General features: G+C 49.3%; 13 protein-coding genes. 4 read left to right on the top strand and 9 right to left on the bottom strand.

Going from position 1 to position 13,299, the window contains the following annotated elements; translation table 11 throughout:
• Positions 1-33 precede the first annotated feature (33 nt).
• Positions 34-756, top strand: coding sequence for an RluA family pseudouridine synthase (locus tag HMPREF3090_RS05225; protein WP_067972874.1), 723 nt, complete (start codon positions 34-36; stop codon positions 754-756).
• Positions 757-863: 107 nt separating this feature from the next.
• Here the strand turns inward: HMPREF3090_RS05225 and gdhA are convergent, their stop codons facing one another.
• Together gdhA and HMPREF3090_RS05215 are read right to left on the bottom strand one after the other, a co-directional pair.
• On the bottom strand, positions 864-2,213 hold the full coding sequence (gene gdhA, locus HMPREF3090_RS05220) for an NADP-specific glutamate dehydrogenase (RefSeq protein ID WP_067972877.1): 1,350 nt from the start codon (positions 2,211-2,213) through the stop codon (positions 864-866).
• Positions 2,214-2,647: 434 nt separating this feature from the next.
• Complete coding sequence (locus tag HMPREF3090_RS05215; protein WP_067972880.1) at positions 2,648-3,256, bottom strand: nitroreductase family protein; 609 nt, start codon at positions 3,254-3,256, stop codon at positions 2,648-2,650.
• A gap of 280 nt (positions 3,257-3,536) precedes the next feature.
• Between HMPREF3090_RS05215 and HMPREF3090_RS05210 the strand changes: the two genes are divergently transcribed.
• Positions 3,537-4,067: a QueT transporter family protein gene (locus HMPREF3090_RS05210; RefSeq protein WP_070486095.1), complete on the top strand. Its 531-nt coding sequence runs from the start codon at positions 3,537-3,539 to the stop codon at positions 4,065-4,067.
• Positions 4,068-4,415: 348 nt separating this feature from the next.
• Here the strand turns inward: HMPREF3090_RS05210 and HMPREF3090_RS05205 are convergent, their stop codons facing one another.
• Together HMPREF3090_RS05205 and HMPREF3090_RS05200 are read right to left on the bottom strand one after the other, a co-directional pair.
• Complete coding sequence (locus HMPREF3090_RS05205) at positions 4,416-5,372, bottom strand: nucleoside hydrolase (protein ID WP_067972885.1); 957 nt, start codon at positions 5,370-5,372, stop codon at positions 4,416-4,418.
• A 9-nt stretch (positions 5,373-5,381) separates the two neighbouring features.
• Entirely contained in the window at positions 5,382-6,323 is a 942-nt protein-coding gene (locus HMPREF3090_RS05200; RefSeq protein WP_067972889.1) for a CPBP family intramembrane glutamic endopeptidase, read from the bottom strand.
• Positions 6,324-6,438: 115 nt separating this feature from the next.
• Here HMPREF3090_RS05200 and nth point away from each other — a divergent pair, with 115 nt between their 5' ends.
• Both nth and HMPREF3090_RS05190 read left to right on the top strand, forming a co-directional pair.
• Positions 6,439-7,077, top strand: a complete 639-nt coding sequence (gene nth, locus HMPREF3090_RS05195) for an endonuclease III (protein ID WP_067972892.1) — start codon at positions 6,439-6,441, stop codon at positions 7,075-7,077.
• A 14-nt stretch (positions 7,078-7,091) separates the two neighbouring features.
• Positions 7,092-8,240 (top strand): M20 family metallopeptidase, encoded by a 1,149-nt coding sequence (locus HMPREF3090_RS05190; protein ID WP_067972897.1) that lies wholly within the window; start codon positions 7,092-7,094, stop codon positions 8,238-8,240.
• 57 nt (positions 8,241-8,297) lie between these two features.
• On the opposite strand, the gene HMPREF3090_RS05185 is transcribed toward HMPREF3090_RS05190, so the two are convergent.
• The 5 genes from HMPREF3090_RS05185 to HMPREF3090_RS05165 all read right to left on the bottom strand — a co-directional run bounded on the left by HMPREF3090_RS05185 (position 8,298) and on the right by HMPREF3090_RS05165 (position 13,093).
• On the bottom strand, positions 8,298-8,870 hold the full coding sequence (locus tag HMPREF3090_RS05185) for a glycosyltransferase (RefSeq protein WP_067972900.1): 573 nt from the start codon (positions 8,868-8,870) through the stop codon (positions 8,298-8,300).
• Between the two features lie 12 nt (positions 8,871-8,882).
• Positions 8,883-10,091: a M20 family metallopeptidase gene (locus HMPREF3090_RS05180; protein WP_067972903.1), complete on the bottom strand. Its 1,209-nt coding sequence runs from the start codon at positions 10,089-10,091 to the stop codon at positions 8,883-8,885.
• A 16-nt stretch (positions 10,092-10,107) separates the two neighbouring features.
• Positions 10,108-10,944 (bottom strand): MetQ/NlpA family ABC transporter substrate-binding protein, encoded by an 837-nt coding sequence (locus HMPREF3090_RS05175; RefSeq protein WP_067972905.1) that lies wholly within the window; start codon positions 10,942-10,944, stop codon positions 10,108-10,110.
• 27 nt (positions 10,945-10,971) lie between these two features.
• Positions 10,972-11,808: a MetQ/NlpA family ABC transporter substrate-binding protein gene (locus tag HMPREF3090_RS05170; protein WP_067972908.1), complete on the bottom strand. Its 837-nt coding sequence runs from the start codon at positions 11,806-11,808 to the stop codon at positions 10,972-10,974.
• Between the two features lie 439 nt (positions 11,809-12,247).
• Positions 12,248-13,093, bottom strand: a complete 846-nt coding sequence (locus HMPREF3090_RS05165) for a MetQ/NlpA family ABC transporter substrate-binding protein (protein ID WP_067972911.1) — start codon at positions 13,091-13,093, stop codon at positions 12,248-12,250.
• Between the last annotated feature and the right edge of the window lie 206 nt (positions 13,094-13,299).

Genomic DNA, 13,299 nt, shown 5'->3' with positions numbered 1-13,299 from the left:
AAGGACTTGCCCTTAGCTTTTTACAGGAAGCTAATGGTACAATGGAATAAATGTCAAGAAAGGAGAACGCGTGTGCAAGCCAAAATTTACTACGAAGATAACCACCTACTCATTGTGGAGAAGCCCGCCAATATGCCCGTCCAGGCAGATAACAGCCAAGACCTCGACTTACTGACCTTCTACAAACAATTTATCAAAGAAAGAGATGAGAAACCGGGCAACGTCTACCTAGGCTTAGTCCACCGCTTGGACCGGCCGGTAGCAGGACTGATTATCTTCGCTAAGACTTCCAAAGCGGCCAGTCGACTATCGGACGCCCTCAGACGCCGAGCTATCGACCGGTCTTACCTCGCTGTCGTTCATGGCCATCCCAGGAAAGATTCCGGGCAATTGACCGATTACTTGTGGAAGGATAAGAAGAAGAACCAATCCTATGTCGTCTCCCCCCAACACAAACAAGCCAAGAAAGCCCAACTCAACTACCAGGTCCTCGACCAGAGCCGAGACTTCAGCCTAGTACGCATCCAGCTACAGACGGGGCGGTCCCACCAGATCCGCGTCCAGATGCAGCACCTGGGCCACCCCCTCTACGGTGACCAAAAATACGGGGCGGCTGTCAACCAAGTGGGCCAACAGATCGCACTCTGGGCCTACCAAGTCCAATTCATCCACCCCGTCAAAAAAGAGCCTCTCAGCATCCAAGCCCTCCCACCTTCAAATGGGATTTGGACACAATTTGACCTCAGTAAGATTTAAAATTTACTCTTCAATAACTAAGTTACCAACATTAACAATAGTAAAATTAATAAAGGCCTCCCTATTCAAGCGATAGAGAGGCCTTTTAGAATCACTATATTTTATTTTTAGTAGACGCCTTCTTGCATCATGGCAGAAGCAACTTTCTTGAAGCCAGCGATGTTAGCCCCAGCAATCAAGTCATAGCCTAAGCCTGCTTCTTCAGCTGCGCTTGCTGCCGCATGGTGGATATTTTCCATAATACGGTGTAATTCCGCATCCACTTCTTCAGCCTTCCAAGCACGTTTGGCACTATTTTGAGCCATTTCAAGACCAGACACAGCTACCCCACCTGCATTAACTGCCTTAGATGGTGCAATAATGGTATCGGTATTTTCCTTGAGATAGTCAATAGCTGCCTTGGTAGATGGCATGTTGGCGACTTCAATCAGATATTTCACATTGTTTTCAGCTAATTGCTTAGCTTCTTCTAGGTCAATATCATTTTGAGTGGCACATGGCATGGCAACGTCAGCTTTCACGCCCCATGGTTTTTCACCAGCGTAGAATGGTACACCGAACTTATCCGCATAGTCTTGGACACGGTCATTCCCGCTATTACGCATTTCAAGCATGAAGTCTAATTTTTCTTGGGTATTGATCCCATCTTCGTCGTAGATGTAGCCATCAGGGCCAGATAGGGTCACAACCTTACCGCCGAGTTCAGCGACCTTGGTACAGGTCCCCCAAGCCACGTTACCGAAACCAGAAACAAGGAAGGTCTTGCCTTCAATGCTTTCGCCTTGGTGTTTGAAGATTTCATTAGCGAAGTAAACCGCACCGAAACCAGTTGCTTCAGGACGGATCAAGCTCCCGCCGTATTCCAGGCCTTTGCCTGTTAGGACACCATTTTCAAAGGCGCCAACGATGCGTTTGTATTGGCCAAAGAGGTAACCAATTTCACGACCCCCAACACCGATATCCCCGGCAGGAACGTCTGTGTTTGGACCAATGTGACGGTATAACTCAGTCATGAAGGCTTGGCAGAAACGCATAATTTCGGTATCGGACTTGCCGCGTGGGTCAAAGTCTGATCCCCCCTTACCCCCACCTAGGGCTAAGGTTGTTAGAGAGTTCTTGAAGGTTTGTTCAAAACCTAAGAACTTAACCACAGATAAGTTCACGGATGGATGGAAGCGTAGGCCACCTTTGTAAGGCCCAATCGCACTGTTGAATTGGACACGGTAACCCCGGTTGACTTGGACCTTGCCTTCGTCGTCTACCCAAGAAACACGGAATTCAATGACACGGTCTGGTTCCACCATACGCTCAAGGATACCATTCGCTTCATATTCAGGATGGGCCTCAATCACAGGCTCGATTGTTGATAGTAATTCTTCCACAGCCTGAATAAATTCTGGTTCGTGGCTATTTTTCTCTTCTGTCTCTTTGAGTACACGATCAATGTATTCTGACATAACATTCCACTCCATTCATGTTTATGATTTTCAATTGAGTAATTAGTTCGCCCTATCTTCTGAACGAATATTCTCTACTTTTTATTATAACAGTTTCTCATGAACTTGTCATAATTGCACATAAGTTTTCCACCCAAGCACGATACTTCTTAACTATAATCATTATAGGGAATAAGGGTGAGAGGAAGCTGCGCGACCGAACCCGACTAATAAGGATGAGAGCAAGAGCGCTTAGCTTTGGTTGCTTGGAGTAAGTTGGAATAAGGGCAAGCAAGGCTTGCACGTTTCCAACTTGCGAAAGCACGCCAAAGCTGCTCTTGCGAACCCAACTAAAGGGGGGCGAAACTCGGTCTTTAGAAGAAGCTAGGCTCATGAGGATAGCCTGCTAAAAAAGAGACTAGGAGTTATCTCCCAGTCTCTTTGCTCATTGCCTATTAGTTGAAAGCCAGTACCCGTGCATCGATTGGATAGAAGTCCTTGTCGCCAGGAGCTGCTTCAATCGAACCGAATGGCATTTGGCTTCTCAGCTTCCAGGTTTCTGGTAAGTCCCAAGTTTGACGAACGTCTTCATCAATAAGGGGATTGTAATGTTGGAGAGAAGCTCCAATCCCTTGTTCAGCTAAGGCAGTCCACACATTCATGGTTGCCGCCCCATTGGCTTGTTCAGACCAAGGTTGGAAGTTGTCCGCATAGAGTGCGAATTGTTCCTCATACTCACGCACAATTTCTTGGTCTTCAAAGAACAAGATGGTCCCGTAAGCTGCTTGGAAAGAAGCAATCTTTTGGCGGGTATTTTCTACATCTTCTTCTGTTGCGTTAGGGTTAGCGTCCTTCACATGGTCCCAAACAATTTCCCATAATTTATCATGGGAACCTTCAAATAAAACGACCGCGCGGGTTGTTTGGTTATTGAAGGCAGAAGGGCTGTGTTGGATAATATCTTTAACGAGGGCTGTAATTTCCTCGTTCGATGCCTCAACGTCCTTACCTAGACCATAAATTGAGCGGCGTTTTTGAATTAAATCATTAAATGTAGATTGCATACAAACGTCCTCCTTAAGTGTTAATATTATTTATTCCTTAATGCCATCTTAAATTGTTCACTTACCATTGTAAAGCAATAAGTCTCAGCTATTAAATTTCTTGCTTTTAACCCATAAAAAGCATTTTTATATTGTCTTTTAAAATAATCTTCGCTAGAATAAGTCTGTTGGCTTTGAGGAAAGCCAACACTACGATTCTTCAGTAGATTCAGCTACTCTTTGTCCTTTGGTCGTAGTTATCACTAGGGCGGTTTGCCGCCACTATAAAGGAGACGATATCATGCAAAAAAATACACACGGGGCTTCCTCGGCCCGCACTTTAGACCTGACCAAGGCTGCCATCATTGCCGCCCTCTATGTGGCCATGTCCTTATTACTCGCACCCTTAACTTTTGGGCCAATTGGGATCCGCTTATCGGAGGGGCTCAACTTTCTAGGCCTCTACCATAAGCGTTATATCTACGCTATCACAGTAGGTGTCTTCATTGTCAACTACTTTAGTTATGGGATCTGGGATATGATTGTAGGCAGTATTTCTACCTTTATCTTCCTCTGGGTTGGGCGCTGGCTCGGTGAACAGCTGGTTAAACACAGCAATTTCAAGATCGACCCGATGATTATTAAATACATCGTTTTGACCATTGTCTTCTCCCTATCCATGTTCACAATTACTTTCTTGGTGGTCTTCCTAGGTTATGACGGTCCAATTTGGCCGCTCTACCTTAACATGGCAGGAACGGAAGCCTTAGCTATGATCGTAGGTGGCTTTATCATCTACCCCATCAGCAAGCGGATTAATTTCTATGACTAATCAAGCTTATCAACGACAATTTGTATGAGGAGCATCCGTTTCGCTTTTGAATTTGGCCCTTCAACAGCCATGGCACCGGCTCGAGCCAAGGTCTCTCGCCTAGCAAATCTCAAACGGACCGTACGGCTAAAGCCTACGCTCCGTAATTCGCTTTACTTGCTGCTTCATGGCTAAGGGCCAACTTCAACGCTTCACTCCTGCTCACAATTAAATAACCATGATTGAACAATTAACTTAATTATTAGCAATAAGAAATTAATAATTTATATTTAAATAAAGTACGCACGCTAAGTAAGTTTGTACAAACTTACTTAGCGTGCGTTTTTGTGTTTCTGTATTAAATTCCTATTACAGCCAGCCCTTGTCTTGGGCACGTTGGATTTCTTGTTTCTGGTCGGGGAAGATTTGCCCTAAGAAGAGCTTAAAGAAAGCCTTGGCATCGACAGCTTGGGCGACAGCTACTTTGCCGTCTGGACGGGCTTTAACAACAGACTGGGCATCCCGTTCGCCGCTAGTCACAATCTCAATATCTGCTTGGATAAAATCACAAATCCCGGCCAGCATATCGACCGGAACCAGGGGATCATTGATCACACAGCCTAGGGTCCGCTCGGCCTGCCAGTGGAAGTCCACATAGAAACGGGTGATGGCATAGACCAAGCGCCCGACTTCCGTATCGAATTGCCGGATCAACTCCCGGCAATTGGGCGTCATCAGGATCTGATAGGTCACATCCAGGGGGTAGAGGTAGGTCTCTGGCAAGTCACTATTAAAGACCAGGCGAGCAGCCTCTGGATCGCACCAGAAATTATACTCCGCATAGGGCGAACAGTTACCTTGGACCTGGTAGGCCCCGCCCATGATGCGCAGGGCCTTAGCTTGGCTTAAAAGACCGGGCCGGGCCTCTTCCACTTGGGCCAGGTTGGTCAAGGGCCCTAGCGCAAGGATCTCAAGCTCTCCTGGATAGTTTTCGAGGGCTGCCTGGATGAAGTCAAGAGCAGACTGGTCCTGGACCCGCTTTTCCTTAGCCCAAACGGCTTCGCCTAGCCCATCCTCACCATGGGTATCCCGGGCATCACGGTAGGGGCGTTGGAGCGGCTGTCCTGCCCCCTCATAGATAGGCACCTGGTCCATACCCAGAAAATCACAGAGATAGCTGGCATTTCGGGCGCCCTGGTTGGCGTCGACATTGCCAGAGACTGTCGTAACCCCTAAGATATCACAGTCTGAATTGAGGGCCGTATAGATCAAGGCTAGACTATCATCAATCCCAGGATCAAGGTCTAAAATAATCTTTCTTGCCATCGTAACCTCCTAAATTTGCTGTAAACTCGTTATCATTTGGAAGAGGGCTAAAGCCGTGTAGAGTATGAAGGGCCAGTAGTCAAGGGCCCGGCGGTAAGTCCCAGGAGCTGTCCGATAAGTCTGCAGGTAGTCCTTAATCGCCTCCCGGTGCTGGTAGAGGACCCAGGCCCCCAGAATGAAGAAAACCACCGAAATGGCTTGGTTGACCCCATCTTGGACAGCTGGCGAGAATGGCGACAACAGTTGGAAAAGTAAGTCGCCGAAGACAAAGTTGTTCACGATATGGAGGACCACCGCCCAGAAGAGCCCGTAAGTCAAGCTGACATAGCCGAGCACTAGGCCAATGAGGAAGGCGAAAGGAGACTGGATGATATTCAAGTGCATTAAACCGAAGAAAAAGGCCGAAATTGTAATCGCAAAGAGACGGCCGTGCTTGACCAAATAAGGCATGATGGTCCCCCGGAAGGCCATCTCTTCTAAGATAGGACCAACGAAACTCGCATAGAAGAACATGGACAGGCTTGGGCTACCAGCTGATGCCATCTCAACTTCAGGCAGGATGGTATAGCCCAGGACATTGGCTAGGGACTCCCCTAGATTAGCCAAGGCCGTAAAGACCAACTGCCCCATCATAAAGACAGCCAACAATTGGCCAAAACGTTTGCCCGTCATTTGAGGCGCATCGGCTCGCTTCCAGACAATGGGTTGCTTGCGGTGGAGATAAGTCAGAAGCAAGAAGCTCAAGCCGCAAGCGATGAGATAGGGCCAGCCTGTTTCCATGGTATCCGTGGTGGCTTGGTCGACGCTAAAGTCGCCAATCAGCCAGGCTCTGACCAAGAGATAGAGAATCATATAAATAAAGACGCCAATAAACATCATGGCAGAATAAGCAAAGGCGACACCGATACTTCGGACCATATTTTCTCTGACGCTAAGGTGTTTTTCCTTCAAATGTTTTCCTCCTTGATCCCCCTAAGCGAGGGATTTCCGTGCTTTAGCGGTGAACTTTAGCTATAATTTTAGCATAGAAGTTTTTTAGAAGATATAGCTTAAGGAGGAAATTACCCTGCTATCTGACCAATGTGCCCGCCAAGTGATTGATGTGATCATGGCACTCTACCCCCATACCCAATCTGCCCTCAACTTCGACACTCCCTACCAACTCCTCATCGCCGCCATGCTGAGCGCCCAAACGACCGACGCCAAGGTGAATGACATCACACCCGACCTCTTCGCAGCCTTCCCTGAGACCCAAGCCCTAGCCCGAGCCAGCCAAGAAGAGGTCATTCCCTATATCAAAAGTCTGGGTCTCTATAATAATCGGTCCAAGTATATGATTGCTTGTGCTCAAAAACTCCTCAAAGACTTCGATGGCCAGGTGCCCCAGACGCAAAAAGAATTGGAAAGCCTCCCTGGCATTGGCCGTAAATGCGCCAATGTTGTCCTCTCTAACGCCTTCCAAATTCCTGCCTTCGCAGTGGATACCCATGTCATCCGGATCTGCAAGCGCCACGAAATTGTCGCTCCTACAGCCTCTACCCTAGAAATTGAAGACCGGGTCACCCAACTCCTCCCCGAGAGCGACTGGCTCCATGCCCACCAAGCCATGGGGGCATTCGGTCGCGAAATTTGTACCCCTAAAAATCCTAAATGTAAAAACATCCCCGAACTCTGGGCCTGCGCTGACCAGATCCCCACACATTAGAAAGGAAAGCAAGCATGACATCTGAAGACGCCCTTAAACTTCTCCAAGAACTGATCCAAACCAACACCGTCGAAGGTCAGGAAGACCAAGCCTTAGAGCTTCTTATTCCCTACCTTGAAGGCCTAGGCTTCGACTGCCAGACCACTTCCTATGCGCCCGGTCGCGACCAATTAATCGCCTCCTGGTCCTCAGGCAAGTCGGGCCCCCAACTCGGACTCACGGGCCACTTGGATGTGGTCCCTACTGGCCAAGAAGACACTTGGACCTATCCTCCCTTTGAAGGGCAAGTCGTTGACGGCCAGATTTATGGGCGGGGCGCCTCCGACATGAAGGGTGGCCTCGTTGCCCTCATCGCCGCCGCTAGCCGGCTCATCCAAGCCCAAACGCTCTCCTCTGGCAGCCTCTACTTCATCATTACAGCCGATGAAGAGTCGGGCGGCAAGGGAGCCGAAGCCCTGGCCCAGGCTGGTCTTATCCCAAAACTTGACGCCCTCATCTGCGCCGAGCCCACCGATCTCAAAGTCTGCACCGGCCACCGCGGCGGCCTCTCCCTCAAGTTCGAAAGCTTCGGCCAAGCTGGACATGCCGCCACCGCCCAACCCAGCCAAAATGCCCTCAACCAAATGTTAGACCTCGCCCAGGCCATCCGCCAAGACTTCCAAGCAGAGGCAGCTGACCTGGCCCATCCCATCCTGGGCCAGCCCTCACTTCAGATCTCCTGCCTCCACGCCGGGGAAAAAGCCAACCTCGTCCCTGACTACGCTTGGATGACCGTCGACCGGCGGACCCTGCCCCAGGAAAACAATGAACACATTCTCAACAGCTACCAAACCATGATCGAGCACTTCCACAGCAAAGACCCCCAATTCAAAGCCCAATTCACTGTCACTGCCAATATGGCAGCCCTCCAGACCTCAAAATCAGCCCCAATCATCCAAGCCTGCCAGGCTGCCTACCAGAAAACTTTCGGCCAAGCTGCTGAACTCTCTCCCTTCTTCGGGGGCACAGACTGTGTCGACATCGCTAGCCAGAATCCCGGCCTAGAAGTGGTCATCTTTGGCCCCGGCAAGACCCAGCACCAGGTTGACGAACACCTAGCCCTGGATGACTTTTACCAGACCATCGCCTTCTTTGAGGAGGTGATCGGGAGCTATCTCAAATAAAAATAAGCGTTAGCTTTCCTACGAGCTGTAGGAGCTAACGCTTTTTTGCTAATATAACTAGCTCCTCACATCCAAACACTTGAAAATTGCTTCTGTAAGAACACGTTTGGTGTAAAAGCCTTGGGTAATTAAAGGACGGTAGCGGGCGACGTGATCGACCAAGTCTTCATAGTCCTCTGCTGAAATGTTTGCGACATAGTCTTGAGCTTCTTCAAGGGAGTCTGCCACAAAGCCTAAGTGATTAGCTTCAATAATATTATGATTGGAGAGGTGTTTAGGGACCACTACAGGAATCCCAGCTGCAAGGTAGGTCCCCAATTTATGCGTAATACATAATTTGAAATAGTCATTAATCTGGTCCCCATCTGCCCAAACTAATCCGAAACCTCCCTTAGCGAGGTTAACGATTAATTCTGTATCTCGCATAAAACCACAAGGAATCACTTGATCTGGTAAAGCAGTCTCAGCTTCTCTCGAGTAGACCCGTAATGGAAGATCACTTTGCCAATTCTTAGCAAAACTAAACTTATTCACATCGCCTGCAAAATGAAATTGGCGAATAAAGTCTGGACGATCTAGGTCTAAATCAATCGGATGGTCCCACATTTCCTGGACGACATATTGATCCACTAATGACAGGTCTTAATTGCCCCGTGCCAAGCTTTCCTGGTGGTCGGCTTGGATTTGGGCTAGGGTATCTGGTTCAAGGATTAAATCGAGGGCAGTGCAGGCGAGGAGGATGGCCGCAATACGGATGGAGTCCAGGCCTTCTTCCGATCCTGCAGCATCCACCAGAGCTTGGGAATGTCCAGGAATGTTTTCTTTGGAGATAGCAAGGAAGGGTTGGATGGTTGGGACGGCATAGCTGACATTGCCCACGTCAGACGAACCATGAGCCTGGCTGTCGGCTTCTCCGATCTCGTCTGCTGTCAGTCCAGCCCAGTCAATCTGCTTGAAGAAGAGCTGGTCGAAGCTCTCCGTGATGATCATATCGTCCACCTTGTTCTGGAAGAGGCCGAACTTGAGCTCGGCTCCTGTACCATGGGCAGCGCCTTCCGCAATCCGTTTCACCTTCTCACGGACTTCATCCAGGGTCTTCCGGTTCTTAGCCCGGATGTAAAAGCGACCCCGGCTATAGTCCGGCACCACATTAGCCGCCTGGCCACCATCTAGGATCACCCCGTGGATACTGACATCCTTGGGCAGGTGGAAGCGGAGGGCATCAATACCGACAAAGGTCTGGATCAAGGGCGTCAGGGCAGAGATCCCCTCTTCCGGTGCAGCGGTCGCGTGGGAAGACTTGCCGAAGAACTCAATATCCACCGGGTCGTTGGCTAAGAGATGGCTGGTAGGGATATGCTTGCCCGATCCTGGGTGGGCGCAGAGAGCTGCATCCACATCGTCAAAGAAGCCTTCGCGAACAAAGCTTTCCTTGGCGGACCCATTCTCACCGCCTTCTTCCCCTGGGGTCCCATAGACGCGGATCTCACCGCCGACTTGGTCAATGACCGACTTAAGAGCAGCAGCGGCTAGGCTGGAATAGTTGCCAAAAAGATTGTGCCCACAACCGTGTCCCAAGCCCTCTAAGGCATCGAATTCGGCAAGGAAAGCCAAAACGGGGCCTTCCTTGTCTGCCTTGTAGCGGGCATCGAAACCGGTGGGATGGCCGGCCACATCCCGCTTCACCGTAAAGCCTTCTGCTTCTAGCTGCTTAGTCAAGACATCCTGGGCAAAGTATTCGTGGTTAGAAGTCTCCGGCTGGCTATGGATACGCAGGGCATTCTCCTGGTAAGTACTTAAGTTCTGGTCAACAAAATTTACAATTTCTTCTTTCAATGTTTCGACTGACATCTGCTAGGCTCCTTTCTTATTTCTTGCCGAATTGTTCCCAAGCTGGCTGGTTGGCACCCTTACTCTTCTCATCAATAATTCGCTTGGTTTCATCTGTTTGATAGGCATCGACAACCTTGGCATAGACTGGATTATCTTCGTCTTCCTTGCGAGCCGCTACAATATTGACGTAGGGTTTGGACCGTTCATCAACAGGCTCTGTGAAAAGCGCATCCGTTTTTGGATCTAAACCAGCGTCCACCGCAAAGCCTGAATTGACTAGGGCAATGTCTACATCACCCAGGGCACGGGCTGTCTGTGAAGCATCCATTTCTTCGATCTGTAAGTTCTTGTCATTCTTAGTGATATCTTTAGGAGTTGGGGTAATGCCGGCTGCATCATCCACTTCAATCAAGCCAGCGGATTCGAGGAGAATAATTGCCCGGCCGCCATTAGTCACGTCATTAGGGATGGCCACCTTGGCCCCATCTGGCAAGTCCTCTAGCTTATCGATCTTATCGGAATAGATAGCGAGAGGGGCTACCACTGTATTCCCGATAGAAACGAGGTCGGTCCCAAATTGTTCATTGAATTTATCGAGGAAGACTTGGTGCTGGAAGGCATTGAGGTCAATCTCACCTTGAGCTAGAGCCTGGTTAGGTTGGTTATAGTCGGAGAACTTGACGTATTCCAACTTAATGCCTTCATTCTCTAGTCGGTCGCGCACACTGTCCCAGTCTCTGGTATCGTCACCAATCACTCCTAATTTGACGGTTTGCGTCTCCTTCTCTGCCTCTTGGCTGTTATTGCCACAAGCAGTCAGGCCTAAGAGGGCAACTAGGCCCAGAACGATAGTTTTTGTCCATTTTTTCATAGCGAAACACTCCTTTTTCTTCATCCTTTATTTTCTACCGAATTCTTTCCAGGCCGCAATATTAACGCCCTTCCCAATTTCATCGATGACTTTGGCGACTTCATCGGTTTGGTAGGCGTCCACGACCTTGGCATAGGTTGTGTTATCCGCGTCTTCCTTGCGAGCTGCGACCACATTGACATAGGGCTCTGACTTATCATTGATCGGCTCCGTGAAAATCCCGTCGATCTTAGGATTGAGCCCTGCTTCGACGGCATAGTTGGAATTAATCAGGGCAATATCCACATCCCCTAAAGAGCGTGGGGTCTGTGAGGCATCCATCTCTTCGATCTGAAGGTTTTTGTCATTCTTGGTGATGTCACTGAGGGTTGGCGTAATCCCGGCTGCATCATCCACTTCGATCAGACCCGCTGATTCGAGGAGGATGAGTGACCGACCGCCCATGGTCACATCGTTAGGGATCGACACCTTGGCCCCATCCGGGAGGTCCTCAACCTTGTCATACTTGTCGGAATAGATAGCCAGTGGGGTGACCACCGTATTCCCGATTCCAACTAGGTCAGCCCCATATTGCTCATTGAAGTTATTCAAGTAAACCTTGGTCTGGAAGGCGTTGAGGTCCACTTCCCCCTGGGCCAGAGCCTGGTTGGGTTGGTTATAGTCTGAGAATTTCACGTACTCCAGCTTAATCCCTTGGTCAGCCAACTTGTCCTTGGCAACATCCCACTCTCTGGTATCGTCGCCGACCAGGCCTAATTTGACCGTCTCTGTTTCCTTCTGCGCGCTTTGGCTTTCGTTGCCGCAAGCGGTCAGTCCGAGGAGGGCAGTTGCCCCAATCACCAGTGCTTTTGTCCATTTCTTCATGCGAATCGCTCCTTCTCTTGTCTTTATAATAAAAAAAGTCCCCTGCCCGGTTCTCACCAGACAAAGGACGACGTATCGTGTTACCACCTTTAATTCAGAGCCTTAGCTCCCTTAACCCAGCCACTCGAATCAGTGAATGGTGCTCCAAGTAACGACTGAGCCAAGCCGGGAAGAACTCCGATTGCACTTCCTCTCTCCAAGGCCATCTTCAATCTTTCGCCACTTAGCCCCTTCCACCCCCAAGGCCTCTCTACAAAGTTCGAAAGATCTACTCTCCTTATCAACGAGATCTTTTTATTGATGATAGCCTTAGTCTAACATAAGCTTTTAAGTCGGGACAAGACCGGCCACGATACTAAAATATCATCAGCAGTGATCGCTTATTCCGATATCAGGCTGTTAGTAATCCCCTAGATCGGACACCCCGTCTTAAGTCCATTTACCAGGCGGCTTGGCTTGCTCCCTTGCTGGTCTCTTTAATCAAGGCTTTCATATCAGGGGCTTGGAAGGCGTCCACCAGCTTTTGATAGATTGGATCGTCGGCATCTTCCTCCTTGACGGCGAGGACCTGGACATAGGCTGCCGCCTCTTCTTCGTCGAGGTCTTCACGGACCAAGGCCTCTTTAACTGGGTCCATCTTGGCATCCAAGGCGAAGTTAGTATTAATGACTACCGCATCGGCATCGGTCAATTTAGGCGGTGTCTTCGAAGCTTCTACTTGTTCAATCTTGAATGCCTTAGGGTTGTCCTGGATGTCTTTTAAAGTAGGATAAGTTTCTACGGTCTCCTTGAGGGTAATTAAACCAGCAGCTTCCAACAAGTTCAGAGCCCTCCCGGCATTGGTCGGGTCCTTGGGAATAACAATCCGCGCCTTGTCCCTGAGATCATCCAAGTTGTCGACCTCGTGGGAATAGAGGCCAAGGGGGCTGATCATCGTATGGGCAATAGGAACCAGTTTGGACTTGCGGTTCCCATTAAAGTCTTCCAGATAGGCTAGCGTTTGACTAGCATTCGCATCGATACGGCCAGCTAATAGGTCCTTGTTGGCTTGGTCATAGGTCATTATCTTAACCAGGTCGAGCTCAATCCCTTCCGCCTTGAGACGCTTTTGGACGGGCTCCCACAAGCGGGTATCATCCCCCATGATCCCTAGGCGAATCCTTGTCTGGTCATCCTCAGCAGAGCTGGACGACTGCTCCCCGCTTTCCAGGTTCAGACTTCTACAGCCGGTCAAAGTGATTAAAGCAAGCAGAAACAGCATCAAGAGTGCTTTATACCCCTTCATTGTCTTCCTCCTCATTAACTCCCCAGCCCCTTCTTTAGGCTAGACAGCGCATTTTGCTAGGAATATCTTAGCACGACCAGGCCCTGGGAACAAGATAGCCTACCCCCACTATTCCTCTAACTTCATGACTAGTGAAGAATACTTATACAATTCTTAATAACTATTTATTTTTTGAGCAGGAGTGGAGCGTTGAAGTTGGCCCTTAG

The sequence above is a fragment of the Aerococcus sp. HMSC23C02 genome, from assembly GCF_001806805.1.
Taxonomy (GTDB): Bacteria; Bacillota; Bacilli; order Lactobacillales; family Aerococcaceae; genus Aerococcus; species Aerococcus sanguinicola.
The sequence above is the reverse complement of the archived record's forward strand: the minus strand, read 5'-3'. Positions and strand labels throughout refer to the sequence as shown.

What these genes read in the sequence shown, in the direction of transcription:
- HMPREF3090_RS05225 (WP_067972874.1), top strand. Translation starts at nt 34, where the DNA reads ATGGTACAATGGAATAAATGTCAAGAAAGGAGAACGCGTGTGCAAGCC.
- gdhA (WP_067972877.1), bottom strand. Translation starts at nt 2,213, where the DNA reads ATGTCAGAATACATTGATCGTGTACTCAAAGAGACAGAAGAGAAAAAT.
- HMPREF3090_RS05215 (WP_067972880.1), bottom strand. Translation starts at nt 3,256, where the DNA reads ATGCAATCTACATTTAATGATTTAATTCAAAAACGCCGCTCAATTTAT.
- HMPREF3090_RS05210 (WP_070486095.1), top strand. Translation starts at nt 3,537, where the DNA reads ATGCAAAAAAATACACACGGGGCTTCCTCGGCCCGCACTTTAGACCTG.
- HMPREF3090_RS05205 (WP_067972885.1), bottom strand. Translation starts at nt 5,372, where the DNA reads ATGGCAAGAAAGATTATTTTAGACCTTGATCCTGGGATTGATGATAGT.
- HMPREF3090_RS05190 (WP_067972897.1), top strand. Translation starts at nt 7,092, where the DNA reads ATGACATCTGAAGACGCCCTTAAACTTCTCCAAGAACTGATCCAAACC.
- HMPREF3090_RS05180 (WP_067972903.1), bottom strand. Translation starts at nt 10,091, where the DNA reads ATGTCAGTCGAAACATTGAAAGAAGAAATTGTAAATTTTGTTGACCAG.
- HMPREF3090_RS05175 (WP_067972905.1), bottom strand. Translation starts at nt 10,944, where the DNA reads ATGAAAAAATGGACAAAAACTATCGTTCTGGGCCTAGTTGCCCTCTTA.
- HMPREF3090_RS05170 (WP_067972908.1), bottom strand. Translation starts at nt 11,808, where the DNA reads ATGAAGAAATGGACAAAAGCACTGGTGATTGGGGCAACTGCCCTCCTC.
- HMPREF3090_RS05165 (WP_067972911.1), bottom strand. Translation starts at nt 13,093, where the DNA reads ATGAAGGGGTATAAAGCACTCTTGATGCTGTTTCTGCTTGCTTTAATC.